General features: G+C 65.8%; 19 protein-coding genes and 1 pseudogene. 12 read left to right on the forward strand and 8 right to left on the reverse strand.

Annotated features, from left to right (window positions below; all coding sequences use genetic code 11):
* The first annotated feature begins 71 nt into the window (after positions 1 to 71).
* Positions 72 to 1,091: a serine hydrolase gene (locus tag KZO24_RS06555; protein ID WP_486487011.1), complete on the forward strand. Its 1,020-nt coding sequence runs from the start codon at positions 72 to 74 to the stop codon at positions 1,089 to 1,091.
* Positions 1,058 to 1,357 carry a hypothetical protein gene (locus tag KZO24_RS06560; RefSeq protein ID WP_486487012.1) on the forward strand — a complete coding sequence of 100 codons (300 nt, stop codon included), beginning with the start codon at positions 1,058 to 1,060 and terminating at the stop codon, positions 1,355 to 1,357. Before KZO24_RS06555 ends, KZO24_RS06560 begins: the two co-directional genes overlap by 34 nt.
* A gap of 63 nt (positions 1,358 to 1,420) precedes the next feature.
* Here the strand turns inward: KZO24_RS06560 and KZO24_RS06565 are convergent, their stop codons facing one another.
* Both KZO24_RS06565 and KZO24_RS06570 read right to left on the reverse strand, forming a co-directional pair.
* Entirely contained in the window at positions 1,421 to 2,125 is a 705-nt protein-coding gene (locus tag KZO24_RS06565) for a glycosyltransferase family 87 protein (protein WP_486487013.1), read from the reverse strand.
* Complete coding sequence (locus KZO24_RS06570; RefSeq protein ID WP_486487014.1) at positions 2,053 to 2,523, reverse strand: hypothetical protein; 471 nt, start codon at positions 2,521 to 2,523, stop codon at positions 2,053 to 2,055. Before KZO24_RS06570 ends, KZO24_RS06565 begins: the two co-directional genes overlap by 73 nt.
* Before the next feature lie 126 nt (positions 2,524 to 2,649).
* On the opposite strand from KZO24_RS06570, the gene KZO24_RS06575 reads away from it, so the two are divergent.
* From KZO24_RS06575 to KZO24_RS06590, 4 genes and pseudogenes are all read left to right on the forward strand, one after another.
* The gene (locus KZO24_RS06575; RefSeq protein ID WP_271183340.1) at positions 2,650 to 3,495 is read left to right on the forward strand and encodes an AAA family ATPase; all 846 of its coding nucleotides are present in this window, start codon (positions 2,650 to 2,652) and stop codon (positions 3,493 to 3,495) included.
* A 1-nt stretch (position 3,496) separates the two neighbouring features.
* Positions 3,497 to 3,784 (forward strand): annotated as a pseudogene (locus KZO24_RS06580) (GFA family protein); the annotation flags it as partial.
* Positions 3,785 to 3,946: 162 nt separating this feature from the next.
* On the forward strand, positions 3,947 to 4,831 hold the full coding sequence (locus KZO24_RS06585) for a DUF817 domain-containing protein (protein WP_271183342.1): 885 nt from the start codon (positions 3,947 to 3,949) through the stop codon (positions 4,829 to 4,831).
* A 165-nt stretch (positions 4,832 to 4,996) separates the two neighbouring features.
* The gene (locus KZO24_RS06590; RefSeq protein WP_271183343.1) at positions 4,997 to 6,178 is read left to right on the forward strand and encodes a vWA domain-containing protein; all 1,182 of its coding nucleotides are present in this window, start codon (positions 4,997 to 4,999) and stop codon (positions 6,176 to 6,178) included.
* Positions 6,179 to 6,182: 4 nt separating this feature from the next.
* Here the strand turns inward: KZO24_RS06590 and KZO24_RS06595 are convergent, their stop codons facing one another.
* From KZO24_RS06595 to KZO24_RS06610, 4 genes are all read right to left on the reverse strand, one after another.
* Entirely contained in the window at positions 6,183 to 6,851 is a 669-nt protein-coding gene (locus KZO24_RS06595; protein ID WP_486487015.1) for a class I SAM-dependent methyltransferase, read from the reverse strand.
* On the reverse strand, positions 6,824 to 7,054 hold the full coding sequence (locus tag KZO24_RS06600; protein WP_486487016.1) for a hypothetical protein: 231 nt from the start codon (positions 7,052 to 7,054) through the stop codon (positions 6,824 to 6,826). Before KZO24_RS06600 ends, KZO24_RS06595 begins: the two co-directional genes overlap by 28 nt.
* 75 nt (positions 7,055 to 7,129) lie before the next feature.
* A complete protein-coding gene (locus KZO24_RS06605) occupies positions 7,130 to 8,332 on the reverse strand; it encodes an exo-beta-N-acetylmuramidase NamZ family protein (protein ID WP_271183345.1) in 1,203 nt (400 codons plus the stop codon).
* Complete coding sequence (locus KZO24_RS06610; protein WP_271183346.1) at positions 8,329 to 8,865, reverse strand: DOMON-like domain-containing protein; 537 nt, start codon at positions 8,863 to 8,865, stop codon at positions 8,329 to 8,331. Before KZO24_RS06610 ends, KZO24_RS06605 begins: the two co-directional genes overlap by 4 nt.
* A 194-nt stretch (positions 8,866 to 9,059) precedes the next feature.
* On the opposite strand from KZO24_RS06610, the gene tyrS reads away from it, so the two are divergent.
* From tyrS to KZO24_RS06635, 5 genes are all read left to right on the forward strand, one after another.
* On the forward strand, positions 9,060 to 10,289 hold the full coding sequence (gene tyrS / locus KZO24_RS06615) for a tyrosine--tRNA ligase (protein WP_271183347.1): 1,230 nt from the start codon (positions 9,060 to 9,062) through the stop codon (positions 10,287 to 10,289).
* A gap of 130 nt (positions 10,290 to 10,419) precedes the next feature.
* Positions 10,420 to 10,758 carry a PilZ domain-containing protein gene (locus KZO24_RS06620; RefSeq protein ID WP_271183348.1) on the forward strand — a complete coding sequence of 113 codons (339 nt, stop codon included), beginning with the start codon at positions 10,420 to 10,422 and terminating at the stop codon, positions 10,756 to 10,758.
* A gap of 92 nt (positions 10,759 to 10,850) precedes the next feature.
* On the forward strand, positions 10,851 to 12,176 hold the full coding sequence (locus tag KZO24_RS06625; protein ID WP_486487017.1) for an MFS transporter: 1,326 nt from the start codon (positions 10,851 to 10,853) through the stop codon (positions 12,174 to 12,176).
* The gene (gene cysK, locus KZO24_RS06630; protein ID WP_008832783.1) at positions 12,173 to 13,090 is read left to right on the forward strand and encodes a cysteine synthase A; all 918 of its coding nucleotides are present in this window, start codon (positions 12,173 to 12,175) and stop codon (positions 13,088 to 13,090) included. Before KZO24_RS06625 ends, cysK begins: the two co-directional genes overlap by 4 nt.
* An 8-nt stretch (positions 13,091 to 13,098) precedes the next feature.
* A complete protein-coding gene (locus KZO24_RS06635; protein ID WP_271183350.1) occupies positions 13,099 to 13,809 on the forward strand; it encodes a dienelactone hydrolase family protein in 711 nt (236 codons plus the stop codon).
* A 554-nt stretch (positions 13,810 to 14,363) separates the two neighbouring features.
* On the opposite strand, the gene hisI is transcribed toward KZO24_RS06635, so the two are convergent.
* Complete coding sequence (gene hisI, locus KZO24_RS06640; RefSeq protein ID WP_486487018.1) at positions 14,364 to 14,756, reverse strand: phosphoribosyl-AMP cyclohydrolase; 393 nt, start codon at positions 14,754 to 14,756, stop codon at positions 14,364 to 14,366.
* A gap of 360 nt (positions 14,757 to 15,116) precedes the next feature.
* Positions 15,117 to 15,857, reverse strand: coding sequence for a ComF family protein (locus KZO24_RS06645; protein ID WP_271183352.1), 741 nt, complete (start codon positions 15,855 to 15,857; stop codon positions 15,117 to 15,119).
* A gap of 147 nt (positions 15,858 to 16,004) precedes the next feature.
* On the opposite strand from KZO24_RS06645, the gene KZO24_RS06650 reads away from it, so the two are divergent.
* On the forward strand, positions 16,005 to 16,700 hold the full coding sequence (locus KZO24_RS06650) for a methyltransferase domain-containing protein (protein ID WP_486487019.1): 696 nt from the start codon (positions 16,005 to 16,007) through the stop codon (positions 16,698 to 16,700).
* The last annotated feature ends 80 nt before the right edge of the window (positions 16,701 to 16,780 follow it).

The following is a 16,780-nucleotide window of genomic DNA, read 5'->3' on the forward strand; positions in this document are numbered from 1 at the left end:
CGATGAACATCCGTTGACCTTCATCCCGCCTGCCGTCAGCCTGCCCGCGATGGTCAGGCCGGGGGCAGGCAATGAGCGGATGGCGGGGTTTTCTCAGTTTCGTGCTGGCACTCGTTCTGGGTAGCGGCACGGCACATGCGCAGGACGATACCAAGGCTTTGCTCAAGCAGCGTGTCGCGGAGGTCGTCGCGGTCATGCAGGGCAAGCGCGATGCCGCAGAGACTTTCGACGCCCGCTTCCTGAACGAAGTTCCGGCCGAGCGCCTTCGTGCCCTCACCTCGCAGATCGCGGCGCAGGGCGGTGCGGTGGAAGGATATGCGGACTTCAAGCGCGAACAGCAGCGTTCGGCCACCTTCACCCTGAAACTCGCCAATGGCACCGCGCCCGCCCGGATCGAACTGGGATCGGGCGACAAGCCCCTGGTGGCGGGCTTTCGTATCTTCGCGGTGACGCCTGCAGGCGACAGCCTCGACAAGCTGGATGCGGATTTCGCAGCCTTGCCGGGAAAGGCCGGGTTCGCGGTCTATCGCCTCGGTGATGACGCGCCGGTGCTCGCCAAAGGCCGCGAGGTGACGACACCGTTCGCAGTGGGCTCCTCGTTCAAGCTCTACGTCCTCGCGGCGCTGGCGCGGCAGGTGAAGGAAGGCAAGCGGCGCTGGAGCGACGTCGTGCCCGTATCGGGCAAGTCCTTCCCGAGCGGCACCGTGCACACCCTCCCCGACGGTGCGCCGGTGACGGTGCATACCCTCGCCAGCCTGATGATCTCCATCAGCGACAATACCGCGACCGACATGCTGGTGCGCCTTGCTGGGCAGGAGGCATTGGCACGCGAAGTCCGCCTCGCCCGGCACGCAAGGCCCGAGGCGATGGCGCCGATAATGACGACCGCGCAGCTCTTTGCCCTCAAGCGTGGCGGTGACGCGGTCACGGAGCGGTATGCCAGCGCCTCGCCGCAGGAACGCCAGCGCCAGCTCGATGCGCTGGACCTCTCGCGGGTCTCCGAGGCCGACCCCGGCGAAGTGTTCGGTCATGGCCCGGTAGCGATCGACCGCATCGAATGGTTCGCCTCCCCGCAGACCTTGCGGGCGTGATGAACGACTTGCGCCGCCTCGACAGCCGCGAGGCGTTCGACATCCTCGCCATCAACCCGGCGATGGATAGCGCCACCGCCCGCACGCGGGCCTACGTGGGCTACAAGGGCGGCTCGGAAGACGGCGTGATGAGCATGACCTGGCTGCTGCAGGGCAAGTCGGGAGCGTGGTCGGTGGTGACGGGAAGCTGGAACGATCTGAAGGCGCCGATCGACAACAAACGCTTCGAAGTGCTCATGCTGCGACTGGCGAAGCTGGCCGGCTGACCCGTCGCCACAGCACTGCAAACAACAGGCCCAGCACGAGCGGCATCACCGGCAGGGCAAGGTTCATCGCCAACGGCCGCGCGAAGGCTGGCGCGGCGAAGGCGAGGAGGATCGCCAGCTTCTCCCACCCGGCGAAGCCGCGGCGCAGCCCTCCCCCACCAGCCAGAGTAGCGGGAACGCCAGCAGCACCATGTCGTAGTCGAGCACGAAGGGCGTCACCAGCGGCGCTCCGGCGAGGGCGAGGGCGGCCAGACCATCGGACCAACCCCTTCGCCATGCTGCCCGCGCCAACAGGCCCGCTATCACCAGCGCCACCACCGCCTGCACCGTATAGGCAATCGATGTCGCGGCGCCCAGCAGCTTGAGCGCCGCGAAGGGGCTCATCATCTTGGCGTAGCCGACCGCGCCTGCCGCCATGGCCTCCTCGGCGCGGGCACTGGCGGAGAGCCAGCCTGACCAGACCTCGCCACCGAACAGCAGCGCCGAGGCGGCGGCAAGCAGTGCGGCGGTGAGGACGGCTGCGAGGATCGTTCGCCATTGACCGGTGAGCAGCAGCACGATCGGCAGCAGCAGCCCGAACTGCGGCTTGATCGTCGCCAGCCCCAGCAGCACGCCCGCCAGCACCGGCCGCGTGGGCACGAGCCACAATCCAGCCCCGAGCAATCCCGCGACGAGGAACGCCGTCTGGCCGTGCGTCACCACGATCGGCACCGCCGGGAACGCGAGGAGCAGCAGCCACAAAGGAACCGGCACAAAAACCGGTGCCACCACGCCCGCACGCTCGCGACATAGACCGCCCCCGTCGTCACCAGCCACGCGGCGAGCGCCGGGAAATAGCCCAGCCCGCCGAGCGGCCAGCAGAATGGCAGGAACGAGGGCGGATAGAAGAAGGCGGTGTAACCGCCCTCGGATGCAAAGAAGGCCCTTTGCGCGGCGATATGCGCGGCGCCGTCGTACACGTCCGCGCCTGCCCGAAGCATGTGCCCGACCGTCCAGAAGCTGATGAAATCGCTCCCCAGCAGGAAGCCGTTGCGATCGACACCGCCATGCGAACTCGCCACCAGCCAAGCGAGCATCGCGACATTGAGCAGCGCGAGAATCCGCAAGTAAGCGCCGCAACGCGCCGCGCCCAGCCAGTCCATCTTTCGCAGGAAATCGAGCCCCATGCGCTCTGCTCTGCAACGCTCGCGCGGGGAAGTCCATCGCCTGCCCGTCGTATCCGGATCGATATTGCCTTGCAGCATCGCACCCCATAAGGCTTAATCAAACGGTTAAAGTCACAGGATGAGCCGATGCAGCGTTTCGAAGGCACCAGCAACTACGTCGCCACCGAGGACCTCAAGGTCGCCGTCAATGCCGCCGTGCTGCTGCGCCGCCCGCTGCTGGTGAAGGGCGAGCCCGGCACCGGCAAGACCGTGCTGGCCGAACAGATCGCCGAGGCTCTCGATGCGCCGCTCATCACCTGGAACGTCAAGTCCACCACCAAGGCGCATCAGGGCCTGTATGAATACGACGCCGTCGCCCGCCTGCGCGATGGCCAGCTCGGCGATGCGCGGGTCCACGACATCGGCAACTACATCCGCAAGGGCAAGCTGTGGGAGGCGTTCACCTCGCCGCGCCTGCCGGTCCTGCTGATCGACGAGATCGACAAGGCCGACATCGAGTTTCCCAACGATCTCCTCGCCGAACTCGATCGCATGGCCTTCGACGTCTACGAGACCGGCGAGCATGTCGCCGCCGTCGAGCGCCCGATCGTGGTGATCACCTCGAACAACGAGAAGGACCTGCCCGACGCCTTCCTGCGCCGCTGCTTCTTCCACTATATCCGCTTCCCGGACCGCGAGACGATGGAGGCGATCGTCGACGTTCACTTCCCCGGCATCCAGAAGGTGCTGGTGCGCAAGGCCATGGAGATCTTCTACGACTTACGCGAAGTGCCCGGCCTCAAGAAGAAGCCCTCGACCAGCGAACTGCTCGACTGGCTCAAGCTGCTGATGAACGAGGACATGCCGCTCGACGTGCTGCAGAACAGGGACTCCGCCAAGGCCATCCCGCCGCTGCACGGGGCCTTGCTCAAGAACGAGCAGGACGTGATGATGTTCGAACGACTGGCCTTCATGGCCCGGGGAAACCGCTGAGATGACCGCATCGTATTCGGGGCGCTGCAACTGCGGTGCCGTTACCGTCGAAATCACCGCGGAGCCGGTTGCCACGCGCCAATGCTGGTGCCGCCAGTGCCAGAAGGCCGCCGGTGGCGGCCCGACTCACAACGCGATGTTCCCGACCGACGCGGTGACGCTGACCGGGGATCGCGGCGAGTTCGTCTACGTCGCGGCCAGCGGCAATACGCTGACGCAGGAGTTCTGCGTGGCCTGCGGCAGTCCGGTCCTCGGCCGATCGAGCGCGCGCCCGCAGTTCCGCACCATTCGCATCGGCCTGCTCGAAGGCGACCACGGCGTGAAGCCCGCGATGGCGATCTGGACGGACGACGCACCGGACTGGGCGGTGATCGATCCGGCGCTGGAACGCTGGCCGCAGCAGCCCCTGCCCCGGCTCCCACGCCGCAGGACTGATCGGCGGCACCGGGTCATGACCGCAGGGCCGACCACGCACACCCGTTTCGCCGTGATCCGCGCGCGGCTCGAGGGCTTCACGCCGCGTCCGGGCTGGCGCGCGTGGGTCTACGAGTTCCTGCTGTTCGGCTTCAAGCAGGGCTGGGCCTGCCTGTTTGGCGGGCTGCTGCTCGCGCTGCTCCTTGGCACGCACCTGTTCTATCCCGACGATGCGCCGCTCGCCCGATACGATTTCCTGACCATCAGTGCGCTCGCCATCCAGTTGGCGATGCTCGCGCTGCGGCTGGAGACGTTGGACGAAGCCAAGGTCATCCTTGCTTTCCACGTCGTCGGCACCGTGATGGAACTGTTCAAGACCTCTGTGGGATCGTGGGAATATCCCGAGGCGGCGATGCTGCGGGTGGGCGGGGTGCCGCTGTTCTCGGGCTTCATGTATGCGGCCGTCGGCAGCTACATCGCCCGCGTCTGGCGTATCTTCGACTTCCGCTTCACCGGCTACCCGCGCGAGGGGCTTTCAGTGGTGCTGGCTTTGGCGATCTACGTCAATTTCTTCGCGCATCACTGGCTGCCCGACTTGCGGCTCGCGCTGTTCGCCATGCTGGCCCTGTGCTTCGCCCGCACCCGCATCTGGTTCCGTGTCTGGCGGGAGGATCGGTGGATGCCGCTGCTGCTCGGCTGGTTCCTCGTCGCGCTGTTCATCTGGTTCGCGGAGAACCTCGCGACGTTCTCGCACGCGTGGATCTACCCGAGCCAGCGCAGCGGCTGGGCGATGGTCCACTTCGGCAAGCTGGGCGCGTGGTATCTGTTGATGTATATTTCCTTCGTGCTGGTCGCGGCCGTGCATCGCCCCAAGTCACGCGTGACGGCCGAGGCATTTTCCTACACCGCGCAGGACCGGTAGCATGCGCCACATGAACTGCCTGCCGCCCCTCTCCAACCTGTCACCTTACGGTGCACCGAAAGGTCACACGGCACTTTTGAAAAGGCCCGGAAAACCGGAGGTTTCGGGAGTAAGGTTACACATTTTCACCGCTCGTTCCGTGTCAACCCGCAGAGGCAGCGCGCCATGTTCCTGAACTTCATCGACGAACTGCGCAGCGCGGGCATTCCGGCCTCGCTCAAGGAGCACCTCGTGCTGCTGGAAGCGCTCGACAAGGACGTGATCGAGCAGACGCCCGAGGCGTTCTACTACCTCAGCCGCGCGACTTTCGTGAAGGACGAGGGCCTGCTGGACCGCTTCGACCAGGTGTTCCGCAAGGTGTTCGAGGGCATTTTCAGCGACTACGGCCAGCAACCCGTCGAGATTCCCGAGGACTGGCTCAAGAAGCTCGCCGAACGCTACTTCTCGGCCGAGGAGATGGAGGCGGTGAAGGCGCTCGGTTCCTGGGACAAGATCATGGAAACGCTGAAGAAGCGACTGGAGGAGCAGGAAAAGCGGCATCAGGGCGGCAACAAGTGGATCGGCACCAACGGCACCTCGCCGTTCGGGCACTCGGGCTACAACCCCGAAGGCGTGCGCATCGGCGGGGAAGGCAAGCAGGGCCGCGCGATCAAGGTCTGGGAAAAGCGCGAGTTCGCCAATCTCGACAACACCCGCGAACTCGGCACCCGCAACATCAAGGTGGCGCTGCGCCGCTTGCGCCGCTTCGCCCGCGAAGGCGCGGCGGAGGAGCTTGATCTCGACGCCACGATCGCGGGCACGGCGAAGCAGGGCTGGCTCGACGTCGTCATGCGGCCGGAGCGGCACAATGCGGTGAAGGTCCTGCTGTTTCTCGACGTCGGCGGCTCGATGGACCCGTTCATCAGGCTGATCGAGGACCTGTTCAGCGCCGCTACGGCGGAGTTCAAGAACATGGAGTTCTTCTACTTCCACAACTGCCTCTACGAAGGCGTATGGAAGGACAACCGCCGCCGCTGGTCGCAGCGCACGCCGACTTGGGACATCCTCCACAAGTACGGCCACGACTACAAGGTGATCTTCGTCGGCGACGCCGCGATGAGCCCCTATGAGATCAGCCATCCCGGCGGCTCGGTGGAGCACATGAACGAGGAAGCGGGCACGGTCTGGCTGAACCGCGTGGTGCAGACCTATCCGGCGACGGTTTGGCTGAACCCCTCGCCGGAGCGGCAATGGGGTTATTCCGGTTCGACTCGCATGATCCGCGAGATCATGGGCGGAGCGATGTACCCGCTGACGCTCGACGGGCTGGACTCGGCCATGCGCGAGTTGACCCGCAAGAAGGGGTGAGCAGTCAGTTCGCAGACGGCTTGCGCGCGGCCAGATAGAGCCAGTCACCCATGCCCACGAGCGGCCCGAGCTTGGCGGCGGGTGCGAACAGGGCCGCATAGGCGAGCCGCTTGGGCATGCGCGCCAGCGTCGCCGGGGCGCCGAAGGTATAGGCGAGGTCGATGTTGCAATGGCGGGTGCCCGCCACCCGGAAGCCCGCGGACTCCACCATCCTCGCCAGCGTCGCCTCCGAGAACTGGAACAGGTGATGCGGCGGCTCGGGATGGGGCCAGTAGTCCAGCCGGTTCGCCAGCGGGTAGGACAGGCGTGGAAACAGCCCGTCGATGTTGGGCGTCGACAGCACCAGCCACCCGCCCGGTGCGAGGAGGTCAAAGGCAGCGCGCAAATCGGCGGAAGGATCGGGGACATGCTCGATCACGTCGAACAGCGTGAGTACGTCGCACGAACCGGGAGCCAGAGTGGTATCGTGCAATGTGCCCCGCTCGATCCCGAGGCCGGTGCGGCGGTGTGCCTCCTCGGCGGATCTGCGCGAGAATTCGATGCCGGAGCAGTCGAATCCGGCTTCGTGGGCAAGCAGCAAGAACTCGCCGGAGGAACAGCCGACGTCGACCAGTCGGCCTGATGCAACGAAGCGCCGCGTGAACTTCAGGTGCCGCGCCGCGATGGTAGCCATCCGGCGTGAGGCGGTGCTGCCGGGATCATGCAGTTCGGAGTGGTAATCGCTCTCCCCGCCGAGTAGAGCTTGCGCAGCGCATTCTCATCCGGCGGATTGGAAACGTAGGCGAGATCGCATTGAACGCAGCGCACGAGGTCGTAGCCCTTGGCGCGAAACAATGGCTTCGCGCTCGCACTGCCGCACATGTTGCATTCGGTCATGCTGCCCTCCGATCCGAACCACGGGCAATTCCCTAGGTCGGATTGGTGGACGGAGAGTTAACCTCGCCCTGAGCCTCAAGGATAGAGCAGAAGGCCCGCGATTTCCGCGCGCCATGCCGCTTCATCGGCGACGGCGATGGCTTCGAGATCGTCGGGCGTGGAGGCCGGATCGTCCACCCATTCGCGCAGGGCCGGACCGCCGTTGATGACGTCGATGGCCAGGCGCTCGAACTCGTACTCGTACGGGAAGTCGCGCCAGAGCGGATAGTCGGGATAGAGGCGGCGGATCGCCTTGAAGGCCAGCGCCTGCAACCGCCAGGGACGGAATGCATGGTGATCGTAGAACGCACCCTCGGCGTGGATCATCAGGCCATTGCACAGGCTTTTGGCATGCTTGTGGAAGGTCGGCTCGAACCAGCATTCGCGGATGGCGCAGCCCGCCAGCCATTCGGGCGCGAAGGCCTGCATCTCGGCGAGCACCGCCTTGGCGTCGATGTCCGGCGCGCCGAACAGGACTTCGAGCGGGCGCGTGGTGCCGCGTCCTTCGGAGACCGTGGCGCCCTCGATCATCACTGTCCCGGCATAGGCGCGGGCCATGTTGAGATTGGCGGCATTCGGGCTGGGGTTGATCCAGATGCGATCCTGCGGCCAGCCGAAGCCGGGCGCGGCCTCGGGCTCCCAGCCTTCCATCGCGATCACGCGGTAATCGACGTTCAGGCCGAAGCGGCGGATGAACCAGTGGCCCATCTCGCCCAGGGTCAGGCCGTGGCGCATCGGCATCGGCCCGGCGCCGACGAAGCTCTCCTGCCCCGGCAGCAGCGTGGTGCCCTCGATCGGGCGACCGGCGGGGTTGGGCCGATCGAGCACCCACACGCTCTTGCCCTGCGCGGCGGCCTCTTCCAGCAGGTAGAGCAGCGTGGTGACGAAAGTATAGATGCGGCAGCCGAGGTCCTGCAGGTCGAACAGGAAGACGTCGGCGGTGGACATCATCTGGCCCGTCGGACGACGCACTTCGCCGTAGAGGCTGAACACCGGGATGCCGTAAACCGGATCGGTCTCGTCGAGCGTCTCGACCATGTTGTCCTGCTTGTCGCCCTTGAGGCCATGCTGCGGGCCGAAGGCGCTGGTCACGTTGACCCCGGCCGCGATCAGCGCGTCGAGCGAATGGACAAGGCCCTCGGTCACCGAGGCCGGATGGGCGACGAGCGAAACGCGCTTGCCTTCGAGCGGAGCGCGCAGTGCGGGGTCCGCCAGCAGGCGGTCTATACCGAATTTCATGGTGCGCTCGGTGCCGCAATGGTTGCCGTGAAGCAAGCCGGATCGTGGAAGTCGGGTGCATCGCTGCTGTGGGCGAGCGACCAGTAGCTTTTGGTGCCGCCGTGCTCCTCGATCACCGCCGTGAAGCCGCAGCGCCACGGAGCGGGGGGCAGTCCGGCGGCGGGGATCGCGGCGTCGAAGATCGCCATGTCGGTGCCTTGCCGGATCGTGCACTCGGGTTCGCGCGGCATCGGCCTTTCGACCATGCCCTCGCGCCGGGCCGTGAAGTCGTAGACGTTCCAGCGCTCGGAGGGAGAAAGATTGATCTCGGTGTAGCCCGGTCCGTCTCCGTGCTGGAGGAACAGTTCGAAGCAGGTTGTCTGCCACAGGCCATCCGCCCTGCCCTTGCCTGCAAACGGCAGGACGACCAGTTGTGCCGCACCCATGATCTTCCAGCGCGCGCGTAACCACTCGGCGTCATGACCGATGATCCGCGCCTCCAAACTGCGGACGGCGAGCGGAGGATGTGCGGGGTGGAAGACGAGTTCGGTCATAACCACTCGCTATGCGCTGACGGGGCCGTGTGGCAATGCGGTTCCGGCGATATGCGGCGTCCCGGACGTGTGCCGGGACCGGAGGCTGTCTTCAGGCAATCCCGGATCAGGTCGGGGACGACGGCGGCAGACCATCCATTTATTTCCCCCTCCCCGTGCTAGGCGCGCGCTTCCCTTAAAACGAAGCGGAACCGATGACCTACAATTCGACCCTGCTGCGCCTCCTCGACGAGCGAGGCTACATCCACCAGCTCACCGATGCCGAGGGCCTTGACGCCTACGCCGCGAAGCAGGTGGTGCCGGGGTATATCGGCTTCGACCCGACGGCGCCTTCGCTGCACGTCGGGCACCTCGTCTCGATCATGATGCTGCGCCAGTTGCAGCGCGCCGGGCACAAGCCGATCGTCCTGATGGGCGGCGGCACCGGCAAGATCGGCGACCCCAGCTTCAAGGACGAAGCGCGCAAGCTGCTGACCGAGGATCTCATCAAGGAGAACGTCGCCTCGATCCGCCGCGTCTTCGAGCGCTTCCTGACCTTCGGCGACGGCCCCAGCGACGCGATCATGGTCGACAACGCCGACTGGCTCGACAAGCTGGAATACATCCCGTTCCTGCGCGACATCGGGCAGCACTTCTCGATCAACCGGATGCTCAGCTTCGACTCGGTCAAGCTGCGGCTCGATCGCGAGCAGTCTCTCAGCTTCCTCGAATTCAACTACATGATCCTGCAGGCCTATGACTTCCTGGAACTGTCGCGCAAGGCGGGTTGCCGCCTGCAGATGGGCGGCTCGGACCAGTGGGGCAACATCGTCAACGGCGTCGAACTCTCGCGCCGCGTCGACGGCACGCAGGTCTACGGCCTGACGACGCCGCTGCTCACCAATGCCGACGGCACCAAGATGGGCAAGACGGTCGGCGGAGCGGTGTGGCTGAACGAGGACCAGCTTTCGCACTTCGACTACTGGCAGTTCTGGCGCAACACCGACGACCGCGACGTCGGCAAGCGCCTGCGCCTGTTCACCGACCTGCCACTGGACGAGATCGAGCGCCTCGAAGCCCTTGAAGGCAACGAAATCAACGCCGCCAAGATCGTTCTCGCCAACGAAGCGACGAAGCTGTGCCGCGGTGAAGAAGCCGCGAAGTCCGCCGAAGCCACCGCGCAGGCGACCTTCGCGGGCGGCGGCATGGGCGGCGACCTGCCGACCATCGAAGTCGGCGCCGACGGCATCCGCCTCGGCGCGGCCTGCGTGGAACTCGGCTTCGTCGCCTCCAATGGCGAGGCCAAGCGCAAGATCGCCGAAGGCGCCGTGCGTCTCGACGACGTGGCGATGGACGATCCCACCCTGCTCATCACGTTGGCCAGCGGGGAAAGCCGCAAGCTCAGTGTCGGCAAGAAAAAGCACGGCGTCATCAAGGGTATCTGACAACTCAGTCCGCCGACTCCTGCCCGGGCTCCTTCGGGCTGTCCTTCCGGGCAGGGTCGGCGGAATTAACTGCTTGTTTGCCATTTGAGCCTAGAGTTCTTCGACGGCAAAGATCAAAAGGCATGAAACCATGAGTGCAGGAGCGCAGCTCACTGTAACCGACAAACGGCGCGCAGCGCGTCATCCCGTCGATTACACCGTGATCGCCGAGCACCGCCAACTCGGCGACCTCGATCTGCACATCGTCAACATCTCCGCCCAAGGCTTCATGATTCAAGGCGAAATGGCGCTGGAGCGCGGTGAACGCCTTGTTATGCGGCTGCCCGTAGTGGGCCGGATAGAGGCCCACATGATCTGGACTCACGAGGGCCGATCCGGTTTCCAGTTCGAGCGCATAATCCGTGTCGATGACTTTCTGAAACTGGTCGATACACTGCAGCCTAATCCCCGCCTGCGCCCTCGCCGATAATCAATTCGCAATATCCCCGTTCGACGAAACCGCCCGAGCCCTGCGCCAAGTCCATCTATTGAGAAAATCAAAGAAGAAAAATCAATATAGGCATGTCTTGGCAAGGGGAGGCCACGCTGCCATGCAGCCCGCGTGAGTCTCCCCATCCTTCTCCCGACGGCGCCCCCACTTCGCCGCTCCAGATCGCCGACTACCGCAAGTTCTGGCTGGCCCGCTTCTTCGCGGTGCTGGCGACGACGGGTACGGTCGTCATCATCGGCTACCAGCTCTACGACGTCGCCCGAACCGACTACGCCATGTCGATCACGCAGGCCTCGTTCCAGCTGGGCCTGCTCGGTTTCGCACAGTTCCTGCCGGTGTTCCTGCTGACCCCGGTGGCGGGCGTCGTCGCCGACCGTTTCGACCGCCGCAAGGTCGCCGGAACAGCCGCCCTGCTAGACATGTGCGTCGCGCTGGGCCTCGGCATCGTCACCACGCTGGAAATCCGCAGCCTGCCGGTGCTCTATGCCTTCGCGGTGATGCACGGCATGGTCCGCGTATTCATCAGCCCGGCCATGTCGGCGATCGCGCCCAACATCGTGCCGCCCAAGCTGATCCCGCGCGCGATCGGCTTCAACTCGATCGCGATGCAGGCGGGCACGATCATCGGCCCTGCCGCCTACGGTTTCATGTTCGCGGCCCACCACGCCCTGCCCTACTGGTGCTCGGCGCTGTTCACGCTGGGCGCCTCGATTGCCATCCAGGCGATCCGCCATCTGCCCGCCATCCCGCGCGATCCGGCCAAGGCTCACCCGATCCGCCAGATCGTCGAGGGCTTCCGGTTCGTCTGGAGCGAGCGCTTCCTGTTCGGCTGCATCACGCTCGACCTCTTTGCCGTGCTGCTCGGCGGCGCGACCGCGCTGATGCCGGTCTTCGCCCGCGATCTGCTGCACGTCGGTCCCGAGGGCCTGGGCCAGATGCGCGCGGCGACGGCGGCAGGCGCGGCGGTGGTGGCGTTCTGGCTCTCGTTCCGCCCGCTGCAGTCGAACGTCGGCGTCAAGATGCTGGCGGCCGTCGTGGCCTACGGCGCCGCGACGATCGGCTTCGGCCTCTCGCGCCACTTCCTGTTGTCGCTCGCCTGTCTCGCCTGCCTCGGCGCCGCCGACATGATCTCGGTGTTCATCCGCAGCTCGCTCGTCCAGTTGCGCACGCCCGACACCGTGCGCGGCCGCGTCTCGGCGATTTCCGGTCTCGCCGTCTCGGCCTCGAACGAGCTGGGCGAGTTCCAGTCGGGCTTCGCCGCAGCCCTTCTCGGCGCTACCGGAGCAGTTGTCTTCGGCGGCAGCGCTGCCATAGTCATCACCCTTGCCTGGGCCTGGTTCTTCCCGGAACTGCGCCGCGCCCGTACCTTCGAAACCCGTTGGGAGCAGAAATCATGAAGGCCGACAGCATCCTCGCCACCATCGGCGATACCCCGCACATCCGCCTCTCCCGCCTGTTTCCGGACCATGAGGTCTGGGTGAAGGCGGAGCGCGCCAACCCTGGCGGCTCGATCAAGGACCGCATCGGCCTCGCCATGATCGAGGCGGCGGAAGCCGACGGCAGCCTCAAGCCCGGCGGCACCATCATCGAGCCGACTTCGGGCAATACCGGCATCGGCCTCGCCATGGCGGCAGCGGTCAAGGGCTACACCCTTGTCCTCGTCATGCCCGAATCGATGTCGGTCGAGCGTCGCCGCCTGATGCTGGCCTACGGCGCCAAGTTCGACCTCACTCCGCGCGAAAAGGGCATGAAGGGCGCGATCGAGCGCGCCAAGGAACTGATCGAGGCGACGCCTGGCGCCTGGATGCCCCAGCAGTTCGACAACCCCGCCAACGTCGACGTCCACGTGAAGACGACCGCGCAGGAAATCCTCAAGGACTTCGCCGATGAACCCATCGACGTGCTCGTCACCGGCGTCGGCACCGGCGGCCACCTCACCGGATGCGCCGAGACGCTGAAGGCCAGCTGGCCTTCGATGAAGGCCTATGCGGTCGAGCCGACGCTCTCGCCGGTGATCTCCGGCGGCCAGCCCGGCCCGCACCCGATCCAGGGTATCGGCGCCGGTTTCATCCCCGGCAACCTGCACACCCAGTCGATCGACGGGGCCATTCAGGTCGACCCCGCCGACGCCAAGGACTGGGCGCGTCGCTGCGCAACCGAGGAAGGCATGCTCGTGGGCATCAGCTCGGGCGCGACGCTTGCCGCCATCGCCCAGAAGCTGAAGGACCTGCCCGCAGGCAGCCGCGTCCTCGGCTTCAACTACGACACCGGCGAGCGCTATCTCTCGGTGCCCGACTTCCTGCCGGAGTGATATCCATCGTGACGACTACCCCCACCCTCGAGCCCGTTTCCTACGAACACGCCGGTGTCGCCCTCACCGGCTGGCTCGCCCGCCCCGAAGGCGCGGCCCGCGCGGCCGTCGCCCTGTTCCCGACGATCGCCAACGTCATCCCGCTGATGGAGGAGCGCGCCCGCAAGCTCGCCGCAGAGGGCTATCTGGTGATGATCACCGACTTCTACGGCGAGCCGATCGAGAGCTTCGAGGCTTCGTTCCCCGTCGCCGAGAAGCTGCGCGCCGACAACGCCTACTACCGCGCCCGCGTCATCGCCGGGATCGAGGCGCTGCGTGGTCTTGCAGATGGGCTGAAGCTCTTCGCCATCGGCCACTGCATGGGCGGTCAGGCCGTGCTCGAAGCCGCCCGCGCAGGTGAGGATCTGGCCGGCGTGGTCAGCTTCCACGGCACCCTGCCGACCACTGCCCCGGCCCAGCCCGGCGGCATCAAGCCCCGCATCCTCGTCTGCCACGGCGATGCCGACCCGCTCGTGCCCCGCACGGATGTCGTGGCGTTCTGGGAGGAAATGGATGCGGCCGGAGCCGACTGGCACTTCCACAGCTACGGCAACGTGAAGCACGGCTTCACCGACCCGCACAGCCCGGACAAGGGCATGGCTTTCCTCGACTACAACGTCAGCGCCGATCGCCAGTCGTGGGCCTCGATGCTGTCGTTCTTCGACGAAATCCTGGGCTGACCACCAGTTCGTCATTGCGAGCGCAGCGAAGCAATCCAGGGCGGTTTACGCGGCCCTGGATTGCTTCGCTGCGCTCGCAATGACGAACTTGGGGTTTGCAGATACGACAATACCCGCTGGCGAGTGCGGGCCATTACGCCGGGGAAAGTCAACGCAACCGAGGTGAACATCGGGTCGGCGTCGGGAGCGTCCAAGCTGGGACGCGGGGTTTTGTTTTCCGTGACGCTCTAGCGAGCGGCCGGGTAACTCACGGTGCAGCCCGGCTCGACCTGTATTTCATCGGAAAGTCCCATGTAGCCGTCGTTAGGGCTCGCAGCGTTATCGGCCGATGGTTGTCCGGCGGGGACATCCGGTGTCCTGACGTATATCTCAGGAACGGGCGGATGACGCTTTCCGGGAACTCAGGGACAGTCCGGGTCTTCGAACGGACGCGTGAGTTGCGTAGCTACGGCTTGGAACCGCATCCCGGCCCACGACGCCGACCCGATACACCGAAGCGACGTGTACGGCGCCGCTCCGGATGTTGCGGCATATAACCTATTTGGCGATAAATGTCAAGAATGCGGCGGATGATCCCCGGTGCGCTCCAGCACTTCGCCATCAAGCCGCCGATAGAAGCAGCTGCGCGCACCGGTGTGGCAGGCCGGACCTTCCGGCGTCACGCGCAGTTCCAGCGCGTCCTGATCGCAATCGACGCGAATTTCCTCGACGCGCAGGAAATGGCCCGAGGTCTCGCCCTTCAGCCACAGCTTGCCGCGCGACCGCGAATGGAAGTGCGCCAGCCCCGTTTCACGCGTCTTCGCCAGCGCCTCGGCATCCATGTAAGCTACCATCAGGATCTCGCGCGAGCGCGGATCGACGGCGATGGCGATAAGCAATCCCTGGGCGTCGAAGCGCGGCAGGAACGCTGTTCCCAGTTCACGCTCGGCGGCTATCACGTCTGTCATCCTCGGACTAATCCCTGTTCCCGCTAACAGCGGCATAATTGTTGCACCACAGCCACAGCAAGGGACCAAAATCCACGTCAGTCAGCGAAGTCTCTTTCCAAAAAGACGATTCGATGAATTCTGGCTTTGCAGCTGGGGGCTGCTTCTGACCCACAGGTCGCTCGCAGGCAAGTGTTCGGCAAGGAACACCGGTCTGAAACGGAAAGCGGGCCACGGTTCAGGGAATGCTTTGATGAGGGATCGGACCAGGCGGTATCAGGGGCACCGCTGAACTGCGCAAGCAGGGTTCAAACAGTTTCGTCACGAGGACGCCCGGAACTCACAAGGTTCCGGGCGTTTTCGTATTCAGGGCGAATCGCCTCAGGCCGCATCGAGCGCTTCATCCAGCACGCGGGCGAAGCAGGCGATCACTACCCGCTCCGCCCCTGCCCGCTTCAGCGCCGATACGCAGGCATCGCTGGTGGCACCGCTGGTCAGCACGTCATCGACGAGCACAACCTTCGCACCCTTCAGCGCCGCCTTTCGCTTCGGATGGACGGCAATCGCACCCGACAAGGCCCGCTTGCGCGCCAGCTTGCCCATGCCGCCAAGCGAGCGAGTCGCCTTGCGCCGCACCAGCGCATCGACCGCGAGGCCCGCGCCGCTGCACCGCCCGATCTGGCGGGCCAGCTCGGCCGCCTGGTTGTAACCGCGTTTCCACAACCGCCAGCGATGCAGCGGCACCGGCACCAGCAGCCAGTCGGCATCGACGAAAGGCAGCTTGGGCACCATCAGCCCGGCCATCATCGGTGCCAGCGCGATGCGATTCCCGTGCTTGAACGCCAGCACCAGCTTGCGCGAAGGTTCGTTGTAGAGCGTCGCGGCCGCGATCCCGGCATGGCGCGGCGGATCGGCAAGGCACGGGCCGCACGTGCCGCCCTCCGGCATCGTATCGCCGAAAGGCCGCTGGCAGGCCGCGCAGGCCGGATCGCCCGGGATCACCAGCGTACTCCAGCAATCCGCACAGAGGCCCGCCGCCGAACCGATCGCCGCCCCGCACAGCGGACACCGCGGCGGAAACACGAGATCGACGAGCGGTGAAAGTACGTGTCCCAGGCCCATGGCGCGATCCTATGCACGCCGTGTTGCACGACAAGCACGCCACGAGGGCATTGCAAGGTTTTCATCGACGCGGCAGGGGAGCATCCATGGCAACCAAGGCTCCCCCCGCATCTTCTCCCCGCCCGCCGCGCCGCCCTGCGCCGCCGGATGCTGCGCCTCCAGCAACAGCCGGATGCACCGCGCTACCTGATCGACGACATGGTGGAGGACGTGCTCGAACGCCTCTCCTTCCTGCGCTTCGAGCCGAAGACGGCGCTGGTTGTCGGCGATTACTCGAGGGCGCTTCCCGCGGCGCTACGGGCACAGGGCGTGGAAGTGACCGAGGTGGACCCGGCCATCGGCTTCGTTGAGGAACAGCCCTGGCCGTTCGACGGCTTCGACCTCATCGCCAGCCTCGGCACGCTGGACACCGTCAACGACCTTCCCGGCGCCTTCGTCCACGCACGCAAGGCGCTGGCGCCAGGCGGACTGCTGATCGCCAGCTTCCTCGGCTCCGGCAGCCTGCCGGTCATGCGCGAGGTCATGCTGGCGGCGGACGGCGAGCGCCCTGCCCCGCGCCTTCACCCCTCGGTGGACGTGCGTGCGGGAGCGCAACTGCTCCAGCGCACGCTCTATGCCGACCCGGTGGCGGACCATCGCCATCTGGACGTGGGGTTCCGCAGCCTCGAACGCCTCGTCGGCGACTTGCGCGCGCAGGGTCTCGCCAATGTGCTCGCTGATCCCGGTCCGCAGCTGGGCAAGGCGGCGCGGGCGCGGGCGCACGATGCGTTTGCGGCCGCCGGTGAGGGCGGCCGCACGGTAGAGCGGTTCGAGATCATGACGCTGTCCGGGTGGAAGCGCTGAACCCGTAAATCTCATCGTCATTGCGAGGACCGAAGGTCGGAAGCAATCCAGAGCGGCCCAAACCGCCCTGGATTGCTTCG

Source organism: Novosphingobium sp. NFX11 (assembly GCF_057376415.1).

Bases quoted from the DNA above. Each gene is read 5' to 3' on its own strand.
- cysK (WP_008832783.1), top strand. From the start codon at position 12,173: ATGAAGGCCGACAGCATCCTCGCCACCATCGGCGATACCCCGCACATC.
- hisI (WP_486487018.1), bottom strand. From the start codon at position 14,756: ATGACAGACGTGATAGCCGCCGAGCGTGAACTGGGAACAGCGTTCCTG.
- KZO24_RS06625 (WP_486487017.1), top strand. From the start codon at position 10,851: ATGTCTTGGCAAGGGGAGGCCACGCTGCCATGCAGCCCGCGTGAGTCT.
- KZO24_RS06570 (WP_486487014.1), bottom strand. From the start codon at position 2,523: ATGGGGCTCGATTTCCTGCGAAAGATGGACTGGCTGGGCGCGGCGCGT.
- KZO24_RS06650 (WP_486487019.1), top strand. From the start codon at position 16,005: ATGCTGCGCCTCCAGCAACAGCCGGATGCACCGCGCTACCTGATCGAC.
- KZO24_RS06585 (WP_271183342.1), top strand. From the start codon at position 3,947: ATGACCGCAGGGCCGACCACGCACACCCGTTTCGCCGTGATCCGCGCG.
- KZO24_RS06610 (WP_271183346.1), bottom strand. From the start codon at position 8,865: ATGACCGAACTCGTCTTCCACCCCGCACATCCTCCGCTCGCCGTCCGC.
- KZO24_RS06600 (WP_486487016.1), bottom strand. From the start codon at position 7,054: ATGACCGAATGCAACATGTGCGGCAGTGCGAGCGCGAAGCCATTGTTT.
- KZO24_RS06645 (WP_271183352.1), bottom strand. From the start codon at position 15,857: ATGGGCCTGGGACACGTACTTTCACCGCTCGTCGATCTCGTGTTTCCG.
- KZO24_RS06595 (WP_486487015.1), bottom strand. From the start codon at position 6,851: ATGGCTACCATCGCGGCGCGGCACCTGAAGTTCACGCGGCGCTTCGTT.
- KZO24_RS06555 (WP_486487011.1), top strand. From the start codon at position 72: ATGAGCGGATGGCGGGGTTTTCTCAGTTTCGTGCTGGCACTCGTTCTG.
- tyrS (WP_271183347.1), top strand. From the start codon at position 9,060: ATGACCTACAATTCGACCCTGCTGCGCCTCCTCGACGAGCGAGGCTAC.
- KZO24_RS06560 (WP_486487012.1), top strand. From the start codon at position 1,058: ATGGTTCGCCTCCCCGCAGACCTTGCGGGCGTGATGAACGACTTGCGC.
- KZO24_RS06575 (WP_271183340.1), top strand. From the start codon at position 2,650: ATGCAGCGTTTCGAAGGCACCAGCAACTACGTCGCCACCGAGGACCTC.
- KZO24_RS06590 (WP_271183343.1), top strand. From the start codon at position 4,997: ATGTTCCTGAACTTCATCGACGAACTGCGCAGCGCGGGCATTCCGGCC.
- KZO24_RS06620 (WP_271183348.1), top strand. From the start codon at position 10,420: ATGAGTGCAGGAGCGCAGCTCACTGTAACCGACAAACGGCGCGCAGCG.
- KZO24_RS06605 (WP_271183345.1), bottom strand. From the start codon at position 8,332: ATGAAATTCGGTATAGACCGCCTGCTGGCGGACCCCGCACTGCGCGCT.